The sequence below is a fragment of the Pantoea sp. 9140 genome (assembly GCF_000745295.1).
Classification (GTDB): Bacteria; Pseudomonadota; Gammaproteobacteria; order Enterobacterales; family Enterobacteriaceae; genus Pantoea; species Pantoea vagans.
In genome coordinates this window covers 3,279,246-3,301,984 of record NZ_JQNO01000001.1, presented here as the reverse complement: position 1 = coordinate 3,301,984, position 22,739 = coordinate 3,279,246, and the positions used below count along the sequence as shown (strand labels likewise).

The 22,739-nt window shown below is 57.1% G+C and carries 18 protein-coding genes; 11 read left to right on the top strand and 7 right to left on the bottom strand.

What is annotated here, in order from left to right; translation table 11 throughout:
- Positions 1-42 precede the first annotated feature (42 nt).
- Positions 43-1,347 carry an MFS transporter gene (locus FA92_RS15225; RefSeq protein ID WP_033784089.1) on the bottom strand — a complete coding sequence of 435 codons (1,305 nt, stop codon included), beginning with the start codon at positions 1,345-1,347 and terminating at the stop codon, positions 43-45.
- Between the two features lie 400 nt (positions 1,348-1,747).
- On the opposite strand from FA92_RS15225, the gene uxaC reads away from it, so the two are divergent.
- The 5 genes from uxaC (at position 1,748) to FA92_RS15200 (ending at position 6,935) form a co-directional block, all read left to right on the top strand.
- Positions 1,748-3,163 carry a glucuronate isomerase gene (gene uxaC, locus FA92_RS15220; protein WP_033784088.1) on the top strand — a complete coding sequence of 472 codons (1,416 nt, stop codon included), beginning with the start codon at positions 1,748-1,750 and terminating at the stop codon, positions 3,161-3,163.
- Between the two features lie 2 nt (positions 3,164-3,165).
- Complete coding sequence (locus FA92_RS15215; RefSeq protein WP_033784087.1) at positions 3,166-4,614, top strand: tagaturonate reductase; 1,449 nt, start codon at positions 3,166-3,168, stop codon at positions 4,612-4,614.
- 4 nt (positions 4,615-4,618) lie between these two features.
- On the top strand, positions 4,619-6,109 hold the full coding sequence (locus FA92_RS15210; RefSeq protein ID WP_033784086.1) for an altronate dehydratase family protein: 1,491 nt from the start codon (positions 4,619-4,621) through the stop codon (positions 6,107-6,109).
- 278 nt (positions 6,110-6,387) lie between these two features.
- Positions 6,388-6,627: a type II toxin-antitoxin system CcdA family antitoxin gene (locus FA92_RS15205; protein ID WP_013359125.1), complete on the top strand. Its 240-nt coding sequence runs from the start codon at positions 6,388-6,390 to the stop codon at positions 6,625-6,627.
- A complete protein-coding gene (locus FA92_RS15200) occupies positions 6,627-6,935 on the top strand; it encodes a CcdB family protein (protein WP_033784085.1) in 309 nt (102 codons plus the stop codon). Before FA92_RS15205 ends, FA92_RS15200 begins: the two co-directional genes overlap by 1 nt.
- Positions 6,936-7,275: 340 nt before the next feature.
- On the opposite strand, the gene sstT is transcribed toward FA92_RS15200, so the two are convergent.
- The 3 genes from sstT to FA92_RS15185 all read right to left on the bottom strand — a co-directional run bounded on the left by sstT (position 7,276) and on the right by FA92_RS15185 (position 10,954).
- Positions 7,276-8,508, bottom strand: coding sequence for a serine/threonine transporter SstT (gene sstT, locus FA92_RS15195; RefSeq protein ID WP_033784084.1), 1,233 nt, complete (start codon positions 8,506-8,508; stop codon positions 7,276-7,278).
- A gap of 235 nt (positions 8,509-8,743) precedes the next feature.
- On the bottom strand, positions 8,744-9,712 hold the full coding sequence (locus FA92_RS15190; protein ID WP_013359123.1) for a TerC family protein: 969 nt from the start codon (positions 9,710-9,712) through the stop codon (positions 8,744-8,746).
- 255 nt (positions 9,713-9,967) lie between these two features.
- Positions 9,968-10,954 (bottom strand): Gfo/Idh/MocA family oxidoreductase, encoded by a 987-nt coding sequence (locus FA92_RS15185; protein ID WP_033784083.1) that lies wholly within the window; start codon positions 10,952-10,954, stop codon positions 9,968-9,970.
- A gap of 146 nt (positions 10,955-11,100) precedes the next feature.
- Here FA92_RS15185 and FA92_RS15180 point away from each other — a divergent pair, with 146 nt between their 5' ends.
- On the top strand, positions 11,101-12,789 hold the full coding sequence (locus FA92_RS15180; protein WP_033784082.1) for a chloride channel protein: 1,689 nt from the start codon (positions 11,101-11,103) through the stop codon (positions 12,787-12,789).
- Here FA92_RS15180 and FA92_RS15175 read toward each other — a convergent pair.
- Positions 12,786-13,289 carry a M48 family metallopeptidase gene (locus FA92_RS15175; protein ID WP_013359120.1) on the bottom strand — a complete coding sequence of 168 codons (504 nt, stop codon included), beginning with the start codon at positions 13,287-13,289 and terminating at the stop codon, positions 12,786-12,788. The genes FA92_RS15180 and FA92_RS15175 overlap by 4 nt on opposite strands.
- Before the next feature lie 83 nt (positions 13,290-13,372).
- Between FA92_RS15175 and rlmG the strand changes: the two genes are divergently transcribed.
- Positions 13,373-14,491 carry a 23S rRNA (guanine(1835)-N(2))-methyltransferase RlmG gene (gene rlmG / locus FA92_RS15170; RefSeq protein WP_033784081.1) on the top strand — a complete coding sequence of 373 codons (1,119 nt, stop codon included), beginning with the start codon at positions 13,373-13,375 and terminating at the stop codon, positions 14,489-14,491.
- Here rlmG and FA92_RS15165 read toward each other — a convergent pair whose 3' ends face one another.
- Both FA92_RS15165 and FA92_RS15160 read right to left on the bottom strand, forming a co-directional pair.
- A complete protein-coding gene (locus FA92_RS15165) occupies positions 14,492-16,510 on the bottom strand; it encodes an NADPH-dependent 2,4-dienoyl-CoA reductase (protein WP_033784080.1) in 2,019 nt (672 codons plus the stop codon).
- A gap of 209 nt (positions 16,511-16,719) precedes the next feature.
- Entirely contained in the window at positions 16,720-17,427 is a 708-nt protein-coding gene (locus FA92_RS15160; protein ID WP_033784079.1) for a polyphenol oxidase family protein, read from the bottom strand.
- 106 nt (positions 17,428-17,533) lie between these two features.
- Here FA92_RS15160 and FA92_RS15155 point away from each other — a divergent pair, with 106 nt between their 5' ends.
- The 4 genes from FA92_RS15155 to FA92_RS15140 all read left to right on the top strand — a co-directional run bounded on the left by FA92_RS15155 (position 17,534) and on the right by FA92_RS15140 (position 22,721).
- Complete coding sequence (locus FA92_RS15155) at positions 17,534-18,343, top strand: 5'-nucleotidase, lipoprotein e(P4) family (protein WP_033784078.1); 810 nt, start codon at positions 17,534-17,536, stop codon at positions 18,341-18,343.
- Positions 18,344-18,922: 579 nt separating this feature from the next.
- The gene (locus FA92_RS15150) at positions 18,923-19,558 is read left to right on the top strand and encodes a carbonic anhydrase (protein WP_033784077.1); all 636 of its coding nucleotides are present in this window, start codon (positions 18,923-18,925) and stop codon (positions 19,556-19,558) included.
- On the top strand, positions 19,555-21,030 hold the full coding sequence (locus FA92_RS15145) for a SulP family inorganic anion transporter (RefSeq protein WP_033784076.1): 1,476 nt from the start codon (positions 19,555-19,557) through the stop codon (positions 21,028-21,030). The genes FA92_RS15150 and FA92_RS15145 overlap by 4 nt, the downstream gene beginning before the upstream one ends.
- Before the next feature lie 269 nt (positions 21,031-21,299).
- Positions 21,300-22,721 carry a GGDEF domain-containing protein gene (locus FA92_RS15140; protein ID WP_033784075.1) on the top strand — a complete coding sequence of 474 codons (1,422 nt, stop codon included), beginning with the start codon at positions 21,300-21,302 and terminating at the stop codon, positions 22,719-22,721.
- Positions 22,722-22,739 lie beyond the last annotated feature (18 nt).

Below are 22,739 nucleotides of genomic sequence, written 5' to 3'. Positions count from 1 at the left end.
GGGCGTGCGAGGAAATGGGCTGGCGCAAGCCAGCCCGGCAGATTAACTGCGAACAATGCTAGCCTGTGGAATAACCGCTTCAGTATTCAGCTCTGAAATCGGTTTATTTTTCAGGACCGTCCAGATAACAACGGCACCCAGCAGATCAAACACCGCCAGTGCGGCAAACAGCGGGCTGAAGCCCAGCGTATCGGCCAGGGCGCCGACAACCAGCGCAAATAGGGTGCTGGCGGTCCAGGCGGCCATGCCGGTTAAGCCGTTAGCTGTCGCAACTTCGTTGCGGCCAAAAACGTCTGACGACAGGGTGATCAGCGCGCCAGAGAGGGCCTGATGCGCAAACCCGCCGACGCACAGCAGACCAATGGCGACGTAAGGACTGGTGAACAGCCCGATGGTGCCCGGCGCTATCATTAACACTGCACCCATTGTCACCACCAGCTTACGGGAGACGATCAGGTTAACGCCGAACCAGCGCTGAAACAGCGGCGGCAGATAGCCACCCAGAATGCAGCCGAAATCCGCAAACAGCATCGGCATCCAGGCGAACATCGCAATCTCTTTCAGGTTGAAGCCGTACACCTTGAACATGAACAGCGGAATCCAGGCGTTGAACGTACCCCATGCCGGTTCTGCCAGAAAACGCGGCAGGGCAATGCCCCAGAACTGGCGGTTACGGATAATCTGCAGGGCCGACATTTTGCGGGTGTTGCCGGTCTGATGCTGCGCTTCCTGACCGGAGAGAATATAGTCGCGCTCTTCATCGCTCAGCTTCTTCTGCTGTTTCGGGTGCTTGTAAAACACCAGCCAGCAGAGCGCCCAGGCCATGCTCAGTACGCCGGTCATGATAAAGGCCATCTGCCAGCTGTGCGCCACGATCGCCCAGACCACCAGCGGCGAAGCCAGCATCGCCCCGATAGACGAACCGACATTAAAATAACCCACTGCGACGGAACGCTCTTTGGCCGGGAACCACTCACTGCTTGCCTTCAGTCCAGCCGGAATCATCGCTGCTTCAGCTGCACCGACGGCGCCACGTGCCAGAGCCAGGCCGCCCCAGCTGCCTGCCATCGCGGTTGCGGCACAGAATATTGCCCACAACACGGCAAACATGGCATAGCCGACTTTGGTGCCGAGAAGATCCAGCACATAACCTGCCACCGGTTGCATCAGCGTGTAGCAGGCTGAATAGGCCGCAATGATGTAGGAGTACTGCTGCGTGGTGATATGCAGCTCTGACATTAATGTCGGAGCCGCCACGGCAATGGTGTTACGGGTCAGATATCCCAACACTGTGCCGATCGTCACCAGTCCAATCATGTACCAGCGTAACCCTTTGATCTTACACATCCTCTACCTCTTCCAGTTCTGTATGCGGTCTTGCCGCTGTTGTTATCTGGAGCGGGACAGCACGTGATGCAGCTCTGCTCACGCCCGCAGGTTCTGTGTGAGCAACCCTGTTATGACCTTGCCGTTATCTGAGTCTCTAACGACCTCATGATGGAGCGAGAGCCTAACTTGTTATACAACTTTAAAAGTTGAGAGCCATCACAAAAACCCTTTCTGCACTGTGGGATACTGGAAACCTGCGTAATGACAGCCATTTAGCGCGCTGCGGGCGACAGAAACGTCCATAACGGCAGTCAGGGACCGCCGTTTATGTGAGCAGGATCGCAAATAAATCCGTAACGGACTAAAATTGGTATGATAACTTTGGGCCATCAGTGGTTCAGTCGATGAGGAAGCTTGTATGTCACGTTTCATGACCGAGGATTTTTTACTGGATAGCGAATTCGCCCGTCGTCTCTATCACGACTACGCGAAGGATCAGCCGATTTTCGACTACCACTGCCACTTACCGCCGCAGCAGATTGCCGAAAATTATCGTTTCGCTAACCTTTATGACATCTGGCTGAAGGGCGATCACTACAAATGGCGGGCAATGCGCGCCAACGGTGTGGCTGAAGCGTTCTGTACCGGTAACGCCAGCGATCGTGAAAAATTTGATGCCTGGGCACGCACCGTGCCGCACACCATCGGCAACCCGCTTTATCACTGGACCCACCTGGAATTACGCCGGCCTTTCGGCATTACCGATACGCTGCTTTCTGATAAAACCGCCGACAGCATCTGGCATCGCTGCAATGAACTGCTGGCTCAGGATAGCTTTACCACGCGCGGCATCATGCAGCAGATGAAGGTGAAGATGGTCGGCACCACCGACGATCCGCTGGATGACCTGCGCCATCACCGTGCACTGGCAGACGATGCCAGCTTCAGCGTCAAGGTGCTGCCGAGCTGGCGTCCGGATAAAGCCTTTAATATCGAAGCCGACACCTTCCTGCCGTGGATCGAGACGCTGGAGCAGCTGACCGACATCAGCGTTCAGCGTTTTGACGATCTGCGCCGCGCACTGTATCAGCGGCTGGATCACTTTGCGGCTCACGGCTGTAAAGTTTCCGATCACGCGCTGGATGTGGTCTGTTATGCCGAGGCGGATGACGCCACGCTGGATGCAATCCTGGCGCGTCGTCGTAGCGGTGCCGCGCCGAACCCGCAGGAAACGGCCCAGTTTAAAACGGCGGTACTGGTCTGGCTGGGCAGCGAATATGCCCGCCGTGGCTGGGTACAGCAGTACCACATTGGCGCACTGCGCAATAACAACCCGCGCCAGTATCAGCTGCTGGGGCCGGATGTGGGCTTTGACTCCATCAACGACCAGCCGCTGGCGGAACCGCTGGCACGTCTGCTGGGCGCGCAGAATCTCAACAATGCACTGCCGAAAACTATCCTCTATTGCCTGAATCCGCGCGACAACGAAGTGTTGGCCACCATGGCGGGCAATTTCCAGGGAGAAGGTCAGGCGGGCAAAATGCAGTTCGGTTCAGCCTGGTGGTTCAACGATCAGCTGGACGGTATGCAGCGTCAGATGACGCAGCTGGCGCAGATTGGCCTGCTGAGCCGCTTCGTCGGGATGCTGACCGACAGCCGCAGCTTCCTCTCCTACACCCGCCACGAATATTTCCGCCGGTTGCTGTGCCAGATGATTGGCCGCTGGGTAGAGCAGGGTGAAGCCCCCGCCGATGAAGCGCTGTTAGGTCAGATGGTACAGAACATCTGCTTTAACAACGCCCGCGATTACTTCGGTATCGAGCTGGGAGCCTGATAATGAAAAGGCTAAACCGCCACGACTTTCCCGGTGCAGTCTATCGCGACCGGGTGATCCAGTTTGGCGAAGGCAATTTCCTGCGCGCCTTTATCGACTGGCAGGTTGACTGGCTGAATGAACATCAGGGCACCGACGCCGGGATCGTGGTGGTGCGGCCGCGCAACCGTGAAGTCAGCGACAGCCTGAACCAGCAGGATGGCCTCTACACCACGCTGATCCGCGGACTGAACGATCAGGGCGAGCAGGTCAGCGAAACCCGGCTGATCCGCAGCCTCAACCGTGAAATCCAGCCCTGGCAGCAGTTCGGCGAATTTATGGCGCTGGCCCGGAATCCTGACCTGCGTATGGTCTTTTCCAACACCACTGAGGCGGGCATCACTTTTGTCGGCACGGACCAGCTCACCGATCAGCCTGCCAGTAGCTTCCCGGGCAAACTGACGCAACTGCTGTGGGCGCGCTATTCACACTTCAATGGGGCCAGCGATCGGGGCTGGCTGGTGGTGCCGTGCGAGCTGATTGACCATAACGGCGACGCGTTGCGCGATCTGGTTCTGCGCTACGCCTATCACTGGCATCTTCCATCCGAATTTAAAACCTGGATTCATCAGCACTGTGCTTTCTACAACACCCTGGTTGACCGCATCGTTACCGGCTTCCCGGCGGAAAGCGAGCAGCTGCAACGTGAGCTGGGTTATGAAGATCGCTATCTGGTGGCGGGTGAAGTCTACTATCAGTTTGTTATTCAGGGGCCGTCGGCGCTGTTCAGTGAGCTGAAGCTGGCGGCGCTGTCGCCGCAGGTCCGGCATGTGGATGACATTGCGCCCTATAAAGCGCAGAAAGTGGCCATCCTTAACGGCGCGCATACCGCGATGGTGCCGGTGGCGTTTCTGGCCGGGATTGAGAGCGTGGGTGAGGCGATGGCCGATCCGGCCATTGCCGGATTTGTGGACAACCTGCTGCGTCACGAAGTGATCCCGACGCTGGATCTGCCGACAAACGAACTGCACGCCTTTGCCGATGCGGTTCAGCGGCGCTTCCGCAATCCGTTCATTCGTCACGCGCTGCTGTCGATTGCCCTCAACGGCATGACCAAATTCCGCACCCGTCTCCTGACGCCACTGCTTGCCGCACATCAGCAAACCGGTGAATGGCCGACACACATCACCTTTGCGCTGGCGGCGCTGATTGCTTTCTACCGCGGTGAGTCAGCCGGAAAAAGCTGGCCGTTACAGGATGAGCCGCAGTGGCTACAGCGCTACGCCGACGGCTGGAAAGCGGTTGATGCGGACCAGATGTCGCCGCAACAGCTGGTGCACGCTGTGCTCAGCGACGCGCAACACTGGGGCGAAGATTTAACCCGTCAGCCCGGACTGGCTGCGGTTGTTACCCGACACCTGCAAAATATCATCGCTCACGGAATGCGTGAGGCGCTGAGCCAACTGAGATAACGCTATGCAAGATGCAATCAAAATTGATCCCCGCGACAATGTCGCCGTGGCGTTACGTGACCTGGATGCGGGCGCCACGATAGCGCTGCCGCCACTGAGCGTGGCGTTGCAACAGGCCGTCGGACGCGGGCATAAATTTGCCCTGAAGCCTATCGCGCAGGATGAGCTGGTAATCAAATATGGGCTGCCAATTGCCCATGCCACACAACCTGTGGCCGCCGGTGAGGTCATCCATTCGCAGAACGCCCGCACTAATCTCAGCGATCTGGATCATTATGCGTATCAGCCCGATTTTGTGACGCTGCCACCGCAGCCGGGTGACCGTGAGGTGCAGATCTACCGTCGCGCTAACGGCGAAGTCGGCATCCGCAATGAGCTGTGGATCCTGCCGACCGTTGGCTGCGTCAACGGGATTGCACGTCAGATCCTGCAGCGTTTCCTGAAAGAGACCCAGGAGGCAGAAGGCATTGACGGTGCATTCCTGTTCAGCCACACCTTCGGCTGCTCGCAGCTGGGGCAGGACCACGAAAACACCCGCACCATGCTGCAGAATATGGTGCGCCATCCCAACGCGGGCGCGGTGCTGGTGATTGGTCTGGGTTGTGAGAACAATCAGGTCGATGCCTTCCGCGATACGCTTGGCGCGTTCGAAAGTGACCGGGTCGAATTTATGGTCTGCCAGCAGCACGATGACGAGGTGGAAGCCGGGCTGGAGCGTCTGCATGCGTTGTATGAAAAAATGCGCCACGACCGGCGCGAGCCAGGCAAGCTCAGCGAGCTGAAGTTTGGTCTGGAGTGCGGCGGCTCAGACGGTTTTTCAGGTATCACTGCCAACCCGCTGCTGGGGCGTTTCTCAGATCAGATGATCGCTAATGGCGGCACGACCGTGCTGACTGAAGTGCCGGAGATGTTTGGCGCAGAGCGGATTCTGATGAGCCGCTGCCGCGACGAAGAGACCTTCAGCAAAACGGTGGCGATGATCAACGACTTCAAACAGTACTTTATCGATCACCAGCAGCCGATCTACGAGAACCCGTCACCGGGCAACAAAGCGGGCGGCATCACCACGCTGGAAGAGAAGTCGCTGGGCTGTACCCAGAAAGCAGGACAGAGCCAGGTGGTCGATGTGCTGAAGTATGGCGAGCGGTTAAAAACGCCGGGGCTGAATCTGTTGAGCGCACCGGGTAATGATGCGGTTGCCACCAGTGCGCTGGCCGGAGCCGGTTGCCACATGGTGCTGTTCAGTACCGGACGCGGCACACCGTATGGGGGTTTTGTGCCGACGGTGAAGCTGGCGACCAACACGCCGCTGGCGGAGAAAAAACCGCACTGGATCGACTTTAATGCCGGACGTTTGATCGAGGGGATGAGCATGGATGCGATGCTGGAAGATTTTGTCGACAGCATTGTGGCAATTGCCAGCGGTCAGCAGACCAACAATGAGAAGAACGATTTCCGCGAGCTGGCGATTTTCAAAAGCGGTGTGACGCTCTAAACAAAAACGACCCGCTAAAGTGCGGGTCGTTTCAAATCGTTGATAAATTCTGGCCGGTTGCAGGACCCACGTTTTACGTTGTTCAAAAAATGCTCATGGCATTTTTATCCGGGGGGCGGGTCGCTTATCCTGCTCTGCCCGTATTCCCTGCGCTTTAAGGCGAAGAGAATGTCAGACACAAAGGAACATCTTTTCGATCGCCTGGACTTAATTTTCCTTGTTTGCGAGCTATTGATGTGTGTAGTCTACCCACATCAATACGCACGCTGGAGGTTTATATGGGTGAAGTAGCCACAAAACCAACGAAAAACATCAACGTCACTATCGACACGAAACTGGCCCTGGAAGCGCGTGAAGCAGGGATTAACTTCTCTCAGACACTTGCTAAAGCGGTGCGCGCAGAGCTGAAATCTCTCGCAGCAGAACGCTGGAAACATGAAAACGCGGACGCTATCGACTATCTGAACCAGCTCAGTGATGAGCATGGCCTTTTCTCTGACGAACACAGGACGTTCTGATGCAGTTTGACGTTTACAGGAACACCGGGAAGGCGGAGATATACCCATTAGTTTTGGACGTTCAGAGCGACATCATTGGCCGGCGGAAAACCCGGATGGCTATTCCTCTGTTCCCGCATGAGAACTACAAAGGGCCACGTGCTGACCGGCTAACGCCAATTCTGGTCATAGAGGGGCAAAAATACGTGATGATGACCCACGAAATGGCGAGTGTACCGGAAAAGGCGCTACGCGAAGACGTGGAGAACATCAGCGGTCAGGCGGTGGTGATAAAATCTGCCCTCGATTTTCTGTTTGATCGTATCTGAAAACTTACTGAAAGGGCTGGTTTTAAGACCCACGTTAAACCCTATCGCGTTTATCACACCCTAACGTGTCCGCCATTTGAAATCCTGCCCGCTTTAAAGGACGGGCAGTATGCCAAAAACGTCATGTCGCGCCCGGTTACCCATTGCCTGATGATTCAGGCATTGAAGCAACCTTCGTATTATCGGCTTATCAGGCTGAAACAGGCGTAAGACCCAAATCTGAATTCAAAAATGTAATCAGTTAACGAATTCAGTCGGTACTGGTTCAGGCAAGGCGCAAAGGCTTACTGTGAGCCGTCCAGGGCCATATACCGACTAATCGTCTTTTTGTATTCCAGAATCAGGCCCGGCTGGTTTCGCGCTCCGCTTCTGCCTGACAGACCGCGGCGGTAAACAGAATATCGGTTGAGGAGTTCAGCGCGGTTTCCGCTGAATCCTGCAGGACGCCGATAATAAAGCCGACCGCCACCACCTGCATCGCCAGATCATTCGGAATGCCGAACATATTGCAGGCAACCGGAATCAAAAGCAGCGAACCGCCCGCCACGCCCGATGCGCCACAGGCACAGAGTGACGCCACCAGACTCAGCAGAATCGCCGTCGGCACATCAATGCTGATCCCCAGCGTATGCACCGCTGCCAGCGTCAGCACGGTAATGGTGATCGACGCCCCCGCCATACTGATGGTCGCGCCCAGCGGAATCGACACCGAATAGGTATCCTCATCCAGATCCAGACGTTTCGCCAGCGCCATATTCACCGGAATATTGGCGGCAGAACTGCGGGTAAAGAAGGCGGTCACGCCGCTTTCACGCAGGCAGGTGAAGACCAGCGGATAAGGGTTACGACGGATTTTCCAGAACACCAGTAGCGGGTTTACCACCAGCGCCATCAGCACCATGCAGCCCAGCAGCAGCGCCAGCAGATGGGCATATTGCCACAACGCGCCAAAGCCGGTTGAGGCCAGAATCGACGCCACCAGACCGAAAATACCAACCGGGGCGCAGCGGATGACGCAGCGCACCAGCCAGGTCACCGCCTCAGAGGCATCGTTGAGAAAGGCACGGGTGCTGTCACTGCTGTGACGGAACGCCAGCCCCAGGCCAATCGCCCATACCAGAATGCCGATGTAGTTCGCCTGCATCAGAGCCGTGATCGGATTCGACACCATGCTCATCAACAGTCCACGCAACACTTCGGTAATGCCGGAAGGGGGAACGATTTCCGTGCTGCCCACCGCCAGCGTCAGCGTTTGCGGGATCAGATGGCTGAAGACCACCGCGACGACCGCCGCGAAAAAGGTGCTCAGCAGATAGAGCATGATGATTGGCCGGATATTGGTTTTCTGGCCCTGCTGGTGGTTGGCAATCGAAGCGATGACCAGTACCAGAACCAGCAATGGCGCGACCGCTTTCAGCGCACTGACAAACAGTTCACCCAGCAGACCAACCGCCAGCGCGGCATCGTGTGAAATCCAGGCGAGCGCCACACCGGCGATCAGCCCAATCATGATTTGCTTCACCAGGCTTCCGGCGAGCAGTGTGCCCAGACGTGCGGAGAGAGTTTTCTGCATAATATTTTCTATATTTTGTCGCGGATGTAGTTTCAGACGCGATGTTTTACATCGGCTAAAACGGTTTGCCCGGCGGAGTATAAGGAAATGACAGGCTGAGAAAAGAGAAAGTTCTGTCGTTGTGGCACAGGTCAGGTTTTTATTATGCTGGATAGTGGAAGTGTGACAGAGAGATGAAATGGCGTGACAGGCTGCCACAAAATAAAACAGGGGCATCCGCTGCCCCCGCAGATAATTATGGTGCGAGCTTTTTCTGGTCTCTTTTGCGGTTAACCCAGGCGTTGATCAGCAGGGTAGACGCCAGAATGGCACCGACTACACCCAGGGAGATACCCACCGGGATATGGTAAAGGTCGACAATCAGCATCTTGAAGCCAATGAACACCAGCACAATCGCCAGGCCATACTTCAGCATCGAGAAACGTTCCGCCACGTTCGCCAGCAGGAAGTACATGGCACGCAGGCCCAGGATAGCGAACAGGTTTGAGGTCAGCACGATGAACGGGTCGGTGGTCACGGCGAAGATCGCCGGGATACTGTCGACGGCAAAGATCACGTCGCTGAGTTCCACCATAATCAGCACCAGCAGCAGTGGGGTCGCAAACAGCACGCCGTTTTTGCGGGTGAAGAACTTCTCGCCGTCGAGATCGTCGGTCATGCGTAAATGCTTACGCAGCCAGCGCACCACAGGCTTGTCGCCGACCGCACCGTCATCCTCTTTCGCCAGCGCCATTTTCACGCCGGTAAACAGCAGGAAGGCACCGAAGACATAGAGGATCCAGCTGAACTGCGTGACCAGCCAGCTACCCGCGAAGATCATGATGGTACGCAGTACGATAGCGCCCAATACGCCGTAGATCAGCACGCGGCGCTGCAGATTAGCCGGAATAGAGAAGTAGCTGAACAGCATCAGCCAGACGAAGACATTATCGACCGCCAGCGCTTTTTCCAGCACGTAACCGGTCAGAAAGGCGAGCGTCTGCGTATTAGCCACTTCACGTCCTGCGCTACCCTCCAGATACCACCAGAAGGCGGCGCTGAACAGCAGTGAGACAGAAACCCAGATCAGCGACCAGACAGCCGCCTGTTTGAAAGACATGGTCTGCGCGCCGCGGCGTCCCTGCAACAGCAGGTCGATAGCCAGCATGATCAGCACCACAACCGCAAAGCTGCCCCACAGTAGAGGCGTACCCACAGTTTGCATATTCGTATCCTGTCTTAAAAATAAAAAAACGGCTGAAGTCAGAAGACGTCAGCCGCTTATTTTTGTGTAAGCAAACCTCGCCTTCCGGCAAGGTCTCACTTACAACACAGAAATGGATTCCGGGTTGCCTGATGACCGGATGCTTGCGCAACGTAATGACGATCAATCAGCTTACAAGTTACTCCCCTTTGCAGGAGGGTAAGTTACGGTCTCGCCGCACAGGAAGCAACACCTCGCAGACATATTTAGAAATATTTACACAGCCGCCCGATCGGCCGGGAAGATCACGCCGGTCTGACGGCGGATTTCAGTCAGCAGTGCGGAGGTAATCCGCGAAACCTCAAGTCCCGGATGGTCCACCTGACGCTGCTCAACCAGCCGGGCAAACGCGGCTGCTTCATACAGCATGGTGTTGATATGCTGCGGCTGGCTCAGCGCCTGCTTTTCCGCACCGCGAGGGATAAAGGTCAGCTGCTGGCACTCCGATAGCTTTTCAATCACCAGCGCGCCCGCCTCCCCCTGAATCTCGCTGGGCAGGCTGGAATCGCTCACCTTTGAATGCAGGATCGTCACGTCGAAGTCGCCGTAGTTCAGCACGACGACGCCATGCGCATCCACGCCGCTCGCCAGCAATGTCGCGGTGGCCTGCACACGATCCGGCTCGCCCCACAGCGCCACCGCCGAGGCCAGGCAGTAATACCCGATATCCATCACCGAGCCATTTGACCAGCGCGGATCAAAGGTATTGGGGTTCTCGCCGTTGAGATAGCGCGGGTAACGTGAGGAGTACTGGCAGTAACTCAGCAGCGCTTTTCGCAGTTTGCCCACGTCAGGCAGCGCCTGCTGCAGCCGCAGGAAATTCGGCAGGCTGGCGGTTTTAAACGCCTCAAACAGTACCACCTGATGCTCACGGGCGCAGGCGATCATCTTCTCTGCTTCCGCCAGATTCGAGGCCAGCGGTTTTTCGCAAATGACATGCTTGCCGTGCGACATAAACAGCAGCGCCTGCTCGCAGTGCAGGGCATTGGGACTGGCAAGATAGACCGCATCGATCGCCGGGCTGGCGGCCAGGGCATCCAGTGAAGTGAAGGTCTGTTTGCAGGGATAATCGGCAATAAAGCCGTCAGCCTGTTGCTGACTGCGTGAATAGACCGCGCAGAGCTTCATCGCTCCGGTTTCATGAGCGGCATCAATAAACTGGCGTGTAATCCAGTTTGTTCCCACAATGGCAAAACGAATCACGTCATCTCTCCGGCAGCGGTAAAGCGGCAGAGTAACATCTCACCGACGCGGTGCAAGCGCGCCGGGCAGGCAGGGATTGATCCTGCGATCCGCATTCCAATACTATGCGGAAGCGATAATAAACAGGCATCAACCAGGGAGCACAGGTGAAAGCAAGTAAGCACGCATTAAACTGGACCACATTGCTGATTGCCATTCCGGTCGGGTGTGCGGCGTCGCTGGTGACGCTGGCTTTTCGCGGCGTCATTGAGCTGATCAACCATCTGCTGTTTGCCCGCAGCGGCGACATTACCGAATCACTGCATCTCTGGCCGTGGATCTTCTGGCCGCTGCTGGTGGGCGCAGGCGGGGTGCTGGCGGGCTATTTCCTGCGTTATGCGGTAGCCATCGAGCAGCAGCAGACGTTGAAAACGGATTACCTTGAAGTGATCAACGCCCGGCTCGACGCGGTGCCGACCAAAACCTCGCTGTTCCGCGCCTTGTCGTCGATTGCCAGTATCGGCAGCGGTGCGTCGATCGGTAAAGAGGGGCCGATGGTGCAGCTCTCGGCACTGTGCGGCAGCGCGATTGGCCGCCTGTTACCGTCCTCGCTTAACCTGAAAAACAGTGACGTGGTGGCGATGGCGGCCGCGGCAGGCCTCGCGTCGGTCTACCATGCGCCGCTGGCCTCCGCGATTTTCGTCGCGGAGATCGCCTTCGGCATTTCCGCGTTGCAGCGGCTGATCCCCCTGATCATCGCCTCGGCAACGGCGGTGATGACCATGTGGACGCTGGGCTTTCGCAGCGCGCTCTATCCGCTGGCGGAGGCGAGCTTCGCCATGGATCTCAGCAGCCTGCTGATGACGGTAGTGATTGGTCTGAGCGCCGGACTGGCGGGCTGGATGCTGATTAAGTGCATCGCCCGTAGCAAAATGATGTTCAGCCGGGTTGCCTCGCTGCCCGTGCGTCTGGGCGTGGGCGGCTTTGCGGTAGGCTTACTGGCGCTGATCTCCACCGATATCCTCGGCAACGGCTATGAAGTCATCGTCAAAGTGATGGCGGGCAACTATCTGCTGCCGGGGCTGCTGCTGTTGCTGGTGCTGAAAACCCTCGCCACCAGCCTGTCGGTAGGGTCGAACGCCGTCGGCGGACTCTTCACACCTTCGCTGCTGATTGGCGCGCTGCTTGGCGTCATAATCGCCACGGTGGGGGCAGCGCTGCATCTGCCGCTGGGTAATGTGCTGCTCTATGCCGCGATTGGCATGGCGGCGGTGCTGGCGGCAGTCAGTCAGGCGCCGTTGATGGCGATGCTGATGGTGCTGGAGATGACGCTTAACAGCAGCCTGCTGTTCCCGCTGATGATCGCCACCGTGCTGGCTTCAATGGTGGTCTATCGCCTGCAATCGGCCAGTACCTATCCAGTAGTGAGTCATCATTTCAGCCGTTCAGAGGCGAAATATGATTTTGATAACATGCGCATTGCCGAGTTAATCATTCCCGGTGCGGCGCTGCAGCCGGAAGAGTCAGTGGGGCAGGCGCTGGCGGTCAGCTCGCTGAAGCGTGAACGCTACGTCTATGTCATTAATGCCGCCGGCGCTTTCCTCGGCGTGGTGTCGATTCATGAGATTTCGCGCCGGGTGCTGGCGCAGGAGATCACCCTCGATTCACCGGTGCAGTGCGTGATGGATCAGGATTTCCCGGTGGTGTTTGAGAATCAGAGTATGCGCGAGGGCTGGGAGGCGTTTGCGGCGGTCACGCTGGAGCGACTGCCGGTGCTGAACAATCCCCGGGAGCGACGCTTTCTGGGGGCGCTGACCAAAACCAGCCTGATTCAGAAAGCGCAGGAGTTTCTTTAAGCTGCGTTGCCGCGCATCGCCTGGTCAGTCATCCAGAGTCGCGCATCAAATTCGAGCTGGTGGTAATCCGGCTCCATATGGCAGCAGAGCTGATAGAACGCCTTATCGTGATCTTTCTCTTTCAGGTGCGCCAGCTCATGCACCACGATCATCCGCAGAAACGGCTCTGGCGCGAGGCGGAAAAAGGTCGAGATGCGGATCTCCGCTTTCGCCTTGAGTTTACCGCCCTGAATCCGTGAGATGGCCGTGTGCAGGCCAAGTGCGTGTTTCATCACCTTAATCTTGTTATCCCACATCACTTTGCTGATCGGTGGTGCGTTGCGCATATAGCGGTTTTTCAGCGCCTGAGTGTAGTCATACAGCGCTTTATCACTCATCACGTCGTGCGTGTCGGGATAACGTTCCTGCAGAAACGCACCTAAGCGCTGGTGGGTAATCAGCGTCTGAACCTGCTCAAGCAGAGGGGCAGGATAGCCCTGAAGGTAGATCAGTGAGGACATTAGGGATTCCAGGCGAAAGACAGTATACTGCGCCCCCGTTTTTGGGGCGAAAATCAACCAAAGTGTACCACGCCGGAGAATTCATGAGCCAACTTGAGCTGAACGATCGCACACTGATCCTGCATCGCTTCCCGCAGATGCGTGACGAAAGTCCATTACAAGCCTGGGATGCGGCTGATGAATATCTGTTACAGCAGGCGCTGCCGGAAGGACCCGTGCTGGTCTTCAACGACAGTTTCGGGGCATTAACCTGCGCCCTGAGTCCACGCACCGTCTGGAACGTCAGCGACTCCTGGCTCAGCCAGCAGGCCGCCCGTCAGAACCTTTCCTTCAATGGGCTGGATGACAGCGACGTACATTTTGTTGATAGCCTGGCTGAACTGCCGGCGGCTCCGGCGGCGGTGCTGATTAAGATACCGAAAACGCTGGCGCTGCTGGAGCATCAGCTGCGTGCCATTCGCGAAGTCGTCACACCCGATACGGTGATTCTGGCGGCGGCGCGCGCCAAAGAGATCCATAACTCGACTCTGCAGCTGTTCGAACAGATCATCGGTGAAACCAAAACCTCACTGGCGTGGAAAAAAGCGCGTCTGATTTTCAGCCAGCTCAGCAAGCCTGCACTGCGTGAGGCGACGCCGACGGTGGTCTGGCCGCTGGATGGCACCCCTTACCAGATTCACAACTACGCCAACGTCTTCTCACGTTCGTCGCTGGATATCGGCGCACGGCTGTTTGTGCAGCATCTGCCGGAAAACATTGAGGGTGAGATTGTCGATCTGGGCTGTGGCAACGGCGTGGTAGGACTGGTGGCGCTGGAGCAGAATCCGCAGGCCGAAGTGCATTTCCTTGATGAGTCTTATATGGCGGTCGCCTCCAGCAAGCTTAACGTGGAAGTAAACCGCCCTGACGATCTGTCGCGCTGTCAGTTCCTGGTGAACAACGTGCTGAGCGGCTATCCGTCGGATCGGCTGCATGCGGTGCTGTGCAACCCGCCGTTCCATCAACAGCACGCCGTCACCGATCATCTGGCATGGCAGATGTTCCGCGATGCGAAACGCTGCCTTCAGTATGGCGGCGAGTTGCGCATTGTCGGCAACCGCCACCTCGATTATCACCACAAGCTGAAGAAGCTGTTCGGCAACTGCACGCTGATCGCCTCTAACCAGAAGTTTGTGGTGCTGCGCGCGGTGAAAATGCGCTAGTCAGACCGTTAACGCCAGCTGCGTCGCCTGCGCAATCGCGCGGCGCGCATCCAGTTCCTGCGCCACATCTGCACCGCCTATCACCGTCACCACCTGTCCTTTTGCACGCAGCGCGGCTTCCAGTTCGCGCTGCGGCTCCTGTCCGGCACAGATAATCACGTTATCGACTGCCAGCAGCAGCGTTTCGCCGTTGCGCCGCAGATGCAGGCCGTTGTTATCAATCGCCAGATACTCCGCGCCGCCCCACATCTTTACGCCGCGCGCCTGCAGACTGGTGCGATGGATCCAGCCGGTGGTTTTTGCCAGGCCGGCACCGGGTTTCCCCGTCCGGCGCTGCAGCAGCCAGATTTGCCGTAACGCGGCAGGCGGCTCAGGTTTCACGATGCCGCCGCGCTGCGTCAGACTGTGGTCAATGCCCCATTCGGCATAAAACGCCGCCCGATCCTCGTCATGGGAAGGCTGTGACAGATACTCCGCCACATCAAAGCCAATCCCGCCCGCGCCGATAATCGCCACCCGTTTACCCACCGGGCGCTTATCGCGCAGCACCTCAAGATAGCTGAGCACGCTGGGGTGATCGATGCCCGGAATATCGGGCGTGCGCGGCTGGATGCCGGTTGCCAGCACCACTTCATCGGCGTCACACAGCTGATCCGCCGTGACCCGACAGCCGGTTTTAACCGTCACGCCCGCAGCCGCGAGCTGATTACGGAAATAGCGCAGGGTTTCGCTGAACTCTGATTTGCCGGGGATCTGCCGGGCAATATTGAACTGGCCGCCAATGTCGGGCGCGGCTTCATACAGCGTCACCTGATGGCCGCGCTGCGCCGCCTGCAGCGCAAACGCCATTCCGGCGGGACCGGCGCCCACCACCGCCAGCCTGCGCGGCGTGGTGCTGGCGATGACCGGCATCAGCGACTCATGACAGGCGCGCGGATTAACCAGACAGGAGGTGATCTTTCCGGCAAACACCTGGTCGAGGCAGGCCTGGTTACAGGCAATGCAGGTGTTGATGCTGTCGGGTTCGCCGCGCTGTGCTTTGCTGACAAAAGCAGGATCGGCGAGGAAAGGGCGCGCCATCGAGACCATATCGGCGCAGCCCGACTGCAACAGCTCTTCGGCAACGGCGGGGTGGTTAATGCGGTTGGTGGCGATCACCGGCACAGACACGTGGGCTCGCAGGCGCTGCGTTACCCAGGCAAAGGCCGCGCGCGGCACGCAGGTAGCGATGGTCGGGATGCGCGCCTCGTGCCAGCCAATGCCGGTATTGAACAGCGTGACGCCACACTGCTCCAGCTCGCCCGCCAGCAGCAGCGTCTCCTCCAGCGCGCTGCCCTCTTCGATCAGGTCGAGCATCGACAGCCGGAAGATGATGATAAAGGCGTCGCCGGTTGCGGCACGCACCGCGCGGGTAATTGCCAGCGCGAACTGCATCCGCTGGCGGAAGTCGCCGCCCCAGCGATCGGTGCGCTGATTGGTGTGCTTCACCAGAAACTGATTAATCAGGTAGCCTTCGGAACCCATAATCTCCACGCCATCGTAGCCCGCCTGCTGCGCCAGACGGGCACAGCGGGCAAAGTCCTCAATGGTCTGTTCAATCGCCGCCTCACTCATCGCCTGTGGCGTGAACGGGTTAATCGGGGCCTGACGTGCCGAAGGCGCAACCAGATCGGGCTGATAGCTGTAACGGCCGGTATGCAGGATCTGCAGGGCGATTTTGCCCTGATGCTGATGCACCGCCGCCGTGATCTGACGATGCCAGCTGCACTGCGCCTCATCGGTAAGCATCGCGCCATGCGCGGTGGTGACACCCTGCGCATTGGGCGCAATGCCGCCGGTGACGATCAGCGCGACGCCTTCACGCGCCCGCTCGCCATAGAACGCCGCCAGCCGGGCTGCGCCATCCGGATGCTCTTCCAGACCGGTGTGCATCGATCCCATCAGAAAGCGGTTTTTCAGTTGAGTAAAGCCAAGATCCAGCGGCGTAAACAGCGCAGGATAATCAGGATTGACGGACATGATAGTCACTCACAGTTAAGTGGTCGGATGAGTTTACTCTAGCCACTTCTGCGTTAAAAAAAAGTGAAAGAATGTCATGGTGTGAGTGAAATCATAAACATCGGTGGGGAAAGGCGAATGAGTGGGAGCAGGGAGGTTGTGCGTTACGCAGCACCGCCATCTCCTGCATCGCTTTTGATGTTCAGACCGATTAACCGGCTCTGAAACCGCTAACGCCGCCGGATCCACGAATAGCGTGAGCGATAGCCGCTACCATGGTGAGTATTAAAGCGGTAGCTTGATCCGCTCTCAGCCATGCAGTAGGTGCAGACATTCACGTTATCAATCTGCGCGGCCGGGACGCCCGCGTTCACCAGCAACTGCGTCGCCAGCGCAGGCAAATCGAACCAGACGCCCTGCTGGTGAGCAGAGGCCTGAGCACGCTGCGCCAGCGGATTGACCGGCTGCTTCTGGTGCCAGCGCAGCCCGAGGGCAAACGCCGGGTTCTGCGCTATCTCCGCCAGTTGCGGTTCGGCCAGTTCATAGCAGCAGGGGCCCATCGCCGGGCCGATGGCCACCACCAGATCCTGCGGCTCACAGCCCTGCTCGCCCAGTTTTTCCACGGCGCGGGTCAGCACGCCCGCCAGCGTGCCCTTAAGTCCGGCATGAACCGCCGCCACGATTCGCTTATTACGATCGGCGAACAGCACCGGCAGGCAGTCAGCGGTGTAGACCGCCACCGGGCGCGTCCCGCTGCCGATCACGCCATCCGACTCGCAGCTTTTCGACGGGGTGTTCTCAATGTCGGTGACCACGGTCGCGCTGTGGCACTGATGGCCCCAGGCGGCATCGGCGGGAGGCGGCTCACCAGCGGGCTGAAACGCATAATCGAGCCACTCCAGCGAATCGAGCAATGGCGAGCGCGGGATCACGGCCATAAGAATCTCCTGTTATAACAGCGTGCGTTGGGCTGCCCACAGCTTACGTTAACTGCTACATTTTTGAAGCTTCTCCTCAGACCTTTATCACCTTAAGGATGAAATGATGAAAACCTCCGCAAAACTCGCTGCATCCGGACTGGTCGCATTGCTGCTGACCGGTTGCGCCTCGTCGTCACATCAGACCGCACAACAGCAGCTCGGCCAGCAATCGGTGCTGGCGCTGAACTGGTTCCAGCAGTCTGGTGAATATCAGGCGCTGACCTGGCAGGCGTTTAACACCGCGCGCATGGCGTTTGATCAGGCACCGTCGCTGACCGGCAAACCCAAAGCGGTGATTGTCGATCTGGATGAAACCATGCTGGATAACAGCGCCTACAGTGCATGGCAGGCGAAGAACGGCCAGCCGTTCAGCAGCAAAACCTGGTCAGCCTGGACGCAGGCGCGTCAGGCGAAAGCGGTGCCGGGTGCAGTAGAGTTCGCACGTCATGTGACAGAGAAGGGCGGTACGCTGTTTTATGTGTCGAACCGCGATCAGAAAGATTACGCCGCCACGGTCGCCAATATGCAGCAGCTCGGCTTCCCGAACGTCAGCGATAAAACGGTACGTCTGAATACCGACAGCTCCAACAAGCAGGCGCGTTTCGATGCTATCAAAAACGCGGGCTACAACGTGGTGCTCTATGTCGGCGACAACCTCAACGATTTCGGTGGCTCGACCTGGCATAAGGGTAATCAGACGCGTCGCGATTTTGTGAATCTTAACCACCAGCAGTTTGGTACGCAGTTCATCGTGCTGCCGAATCCGCTCTACGGCGACTGGGAGAGTGGAATGGCGGAAAACTACAATAAACTGACACCCGAACAGCAGCTGTCGGTGCGGGAATCACGGCTGCAGAGCTGGAACGGTAAATAATTCGTCAAGAAAAAGAGCCTGCCCGTTCAGGCTCTGTTCAGAAATGGCCCTGATTTACTTACTGCCGTCACTATTCTGCTGCAAATCAAATTAATCATCTCTTGCTTCATTCTTCTCTTATTACAGGCATATTTAACTGGCTGTCAGTAATTAAGCTGGTGGATTGTGCTAATGGTTAATTTTTTAATTAAGAGTATTCCTGGTAAAAAGCACGCCGGTTGGTATGGCAGTGAATATCCCCTTATTTAATGTTTGTATTTATTTGTCAGCGGCAACCTTAGTTTATTTTTACTTCTTTTTTAGCTAATTGATTTTAATGGATTAATAAGGCGATTGGTTTATCTGGCCTCATTTCTGCTGCTGAATTAAATTTACTTAAGCCTGACCTTTACTGACCGTTGACTGACAAAAACCGCGTTGTTAAATCGCTGTGAAATATTGCGCGTGCATTGAAATTGGTTAGCGTCTATAACCTTTTTCTGTGACTCAGTTCTTATTAACCTGGCGGCTCACGCTTTATTTGTGAGCCGATACACTTTGTGGTTAGCCAGGATGCGACATCCCGGTAGTAGAGAGAAGATGATTGTGACGACACTTAAACCCTTATTAGCGAAAAATCGCAGTTGGGCATTACAGCGCCGCCAGCGTAATCCGGATTATTTTAATAAATTCCTTCATCAGCAAAAGCCGCACTCACTCTGGATTGGCTGTTCTGACAGTCGCGTTCCGGCAGAAGTCTTAACCGGCTCCCATCCTGGCGAACTCTTTGTGCATCGCAATATCGCCAACATGGTGATCGAGGACGATGACAATTTACTGAGCGTGCTGCAATACGCACTCTTCTTTCTCGGCGTTAAACGCATTGTATTAAGCGGTCACTATGGCTGCGGCGGTGTAGAAGCCGCACAAAATCTGCCGGGCAGCGTACTGGACGGGCAGGAGAGCGCACTGGCGAGACGCATCCAGACCCTGCGTGATGATATTCAGCATGGCCTGGCAGAAATGCCTTCCTCAGGCGCACCGCCGGGTGAACAGCTCGATCGGCTGGTTGAGGCCAATGTTAAGGCGCAATTCGCCAGACTGGTGAAATCTGAACCGGTCAGGCAAATCTGGCAATCGGGCCAGGAACTGGAGGTGTTTGGTTGTGTTTACGACCTGCGCTCCGGTCATCTCAAAGAGCTGATTCATCAATCTGCAGAGGAGCCTTCATTATGAACCTCGATACCCTGCGTCGCGATATTCCTGCGGGTCTGGTGGTTTTCCTGGTCGCCTTACCGCTCTGCCTTGGCATCGCTCAGGCCAGCGGATTACCCCCGTTTGCCGGTCTCCTTACCGGTGTGATTGGCGGTCTGGTGGTGACGTCGCTGAGCCCATCCCGGTTTGCCGTAAGTGGCCCGGCGGCGGGCCTGGTCACCATCGTCGTCGCCTCAATGGCCTCACTGGGCAGTTTCTCCGCCTTTCTCACTGCGCTGATTATTGCCGGGGCACTGCAATGCGTGTTTGGTCTGCTGCGCGCCGGGCGGTTTATTTCGCTGGTGCCGGGCAGTGTCATCAAAGGGATGCTGGCGGCGATTGGCCTGCTGCTGATTATGCAGCAGATCCCGGTAGCGCTGGGTGCCGCTGGTGATGCAGAACTGGTGTCACTGGTGACCGGCCAGATGACTTTCTCGCTGCCCGCAATCATGGTAGCGGGTGTCGGTCTGGCCATTTTGTGTCTCTGGACGACCGCGCCGGTGAAACGGATCAAAGCGCTCGCCTGGATCCCCGGCCCGCTGATTGCGGTGCTGATCGGTTGCCTGGCTACCGTGGTGGGAGGACGACTTTTTCCTGAGATGACCCAGGGGCTGGCGCGCATCTCTTTACCCGCTTTTGACAGCGTCTCTGCGCTGGTGGCTGAACTGGAAACGCCCGACTGGATGGCCTGGCAGAATCCGCAGGTCTGGGTGGTTGCGGTGACGCTGGCACTGGTCGCCAGTCTGGAGACCCTGCTGAGTCAGGAGGCGCTGAAAAAATTGCGTCCTCAGACACCCGCGCCATCGCCCAACAAAGAGATGTTCGCGCAAGGTATCGGTAATCTGGCGGCCGGTTTTCTTGGGGCGATGCCGATAACGGCAGTGATTGTGCGCAGCTCAGTCAACGTCAGTGCGGGCGCGCAGACGAAGCTCTCGATCTTCATTCACGGCGTGCTGCTGCTGATTTGCGGCATGTGGTTCAGTGAGATGCTGAATGCCATTCCGCTGGCCAGCCTGGCTGCCGTGCTGCTCTATACCGGTTATAAACTGGCGACACCCAAACTGTTTGTTGAGCAGTTCCGGATGGGGGCACAGCAGTACGTGCCGTTTCTGGCCACCATCGTCGGCATTATCACGCTGGGTATGCTGGTCGGTATCGGCATCGGCATCGCCACGCAAATCCTCTACAGCATCTATAAGAGCCATCGTAACGCGCTGCAGCTTACCCGCTATGACGACCACTACGTGCTGCGTTTCCAGCAGAACCTGACCTTTATGCACAATCCAAAGCTGCAGGGATTGCTGGATGAGATCCCGGAGAACAGCGTCGTCATTGTTGATAACGACAATGCGGAGTATATCGATCCGGACGTTAAAGCGGTGCTGAAAGATTTTGGTGATAACGCCGACAAACGTGGCATCCGCCTGAGTCAGTGGCCGGTCGCGGTAAAATAGCGCTTAGCGCAACGGTAAAGTCGTTTAAAAGGCAAAAATCGGATATCTCGGATATCCGATTTTTTTATTTGCGAGGCATAATAAGTTCCTAATTTCTGCTGTCATCTGATGGGCTTAACCTCTGCAGGATAACTTTCCTGAATCAGCCCGTGAAATGAGGCTTTATCGCCGGATGACATTGAGGGTATTCAGGATTTAATCATTCTGACACCACGCGCCTGTTCAGGCTGGCGTGGACAGCCAGCCTCTCTGCGACAAGGTCCGGATGTATGCGCATACAGCTGTTTGAAGAGCACAACGCTAAGAAGAACGCATTTTTGCTGTTTTTGATCACGCTGCTGTTTTGCTTTATCGGCGGACACCTGCGTTTCCCCCAGGAGCTGTCTCTGTTCTGGCCGGTCAACGCGATCGTCACTGGCGTTATCGTCCGTAATCCTTTTCTGCATCAGACCCGCTCTTACCTGGCCATCTTTGCCGCGATGGTGTTTAACGACACCGTATTTTCCGGCTGGGCGCTCTCTGCATTTACCCTCAACCTGGCGAATCTTCTGTTTGTGCTGGTGGCCGCCACGCTGCTGGTAAAGCATCTTCAGCACGACTCCGGCAGCGAGCGTATTACCAGTGTGCTGCGTATTTTTCCGGCCTGTCTGCTGGCCGCACTCGCCTGTGCCAGCTGGGGAGCGCTGGCACAGCAGGCTGATTTTAATGCCGGACTGGCGGTGGCATGGGGTGACTGGTTCAGCGAGCAGTTCTCAACCGGACTGATGCTGCTACCCTTTTTGCTGACGCGCGACTGGTCGTCGCTGTCGCCCCGCCAGTTTCTGCAAATCCGCAAGCTGGCACCGGTCATCGCTGTGATGGTTTCGCTAATGATCGGCGCGATGATGGGCGGCGCGGGCAGCCTGACGCTGCCGGTTCCGGCGCTGGTCTGGTGCGCCATTGTGTTGCCGATGCCGCTGACCAGCTTGGTGATCCTGCTGACCGGCATTACCGAAATCATTCTGGTCTCTCATGGTGTGATGAACATTCAGGGCGACGATAATCTGTTGCCGATTAGCCATCTGACTTCTGCGCGGCTGGGCGTAGCAACCATCGCGATAAGTCCGCTGATCGTAGCTGCAAGCATGGATGCAATCCGCCAGCTTAATCAGCGTCTGGCGCTGCGCGCGAATTACGATTTCCTGACCCGTCTGCTGTCACGTTCCGGTTTATATGAAAGCCTGCGTACGGAGCCGATTTTCCCGGATCGGAAAGTGGGCGTGATCCTGCTGGATGTCGATTACTTCAAAGCTATCAATGACAATTTTGGTCACGATGCGGGTGACAGCGTGCTGGAAGAGATCGCCCGCCGGATGCAGCGGGTAGTGGGTAAAGCAGGGCGCATCTGTCGCTTTGGCGGAGAGGAGTTTGTGGTAGTGCTGTTCGACCAGAACGCGGAAAAGCTCTATTTTCTGGCGGAGGCAATCCGGCAGAAGATGGCGAAAGAGAAGTTCTGGCTGCAGGGCAGCACGGCCACGGTGACCGTCAGCCTGGGGCTGGCCCATGGCAGTGCGGATGAGGCAACGGAGTGGCATCGCGTGATCAACCGGCTGATCTCCGCGGCGGATAAAAATCTCTATCTGTCGAAGCGCAATGGCCGTAATCAGACTTCGCCGGTTAACTACCGCGCCATTACCAGCGACGTGGCATAACGCCACGTCGCCGTGTTC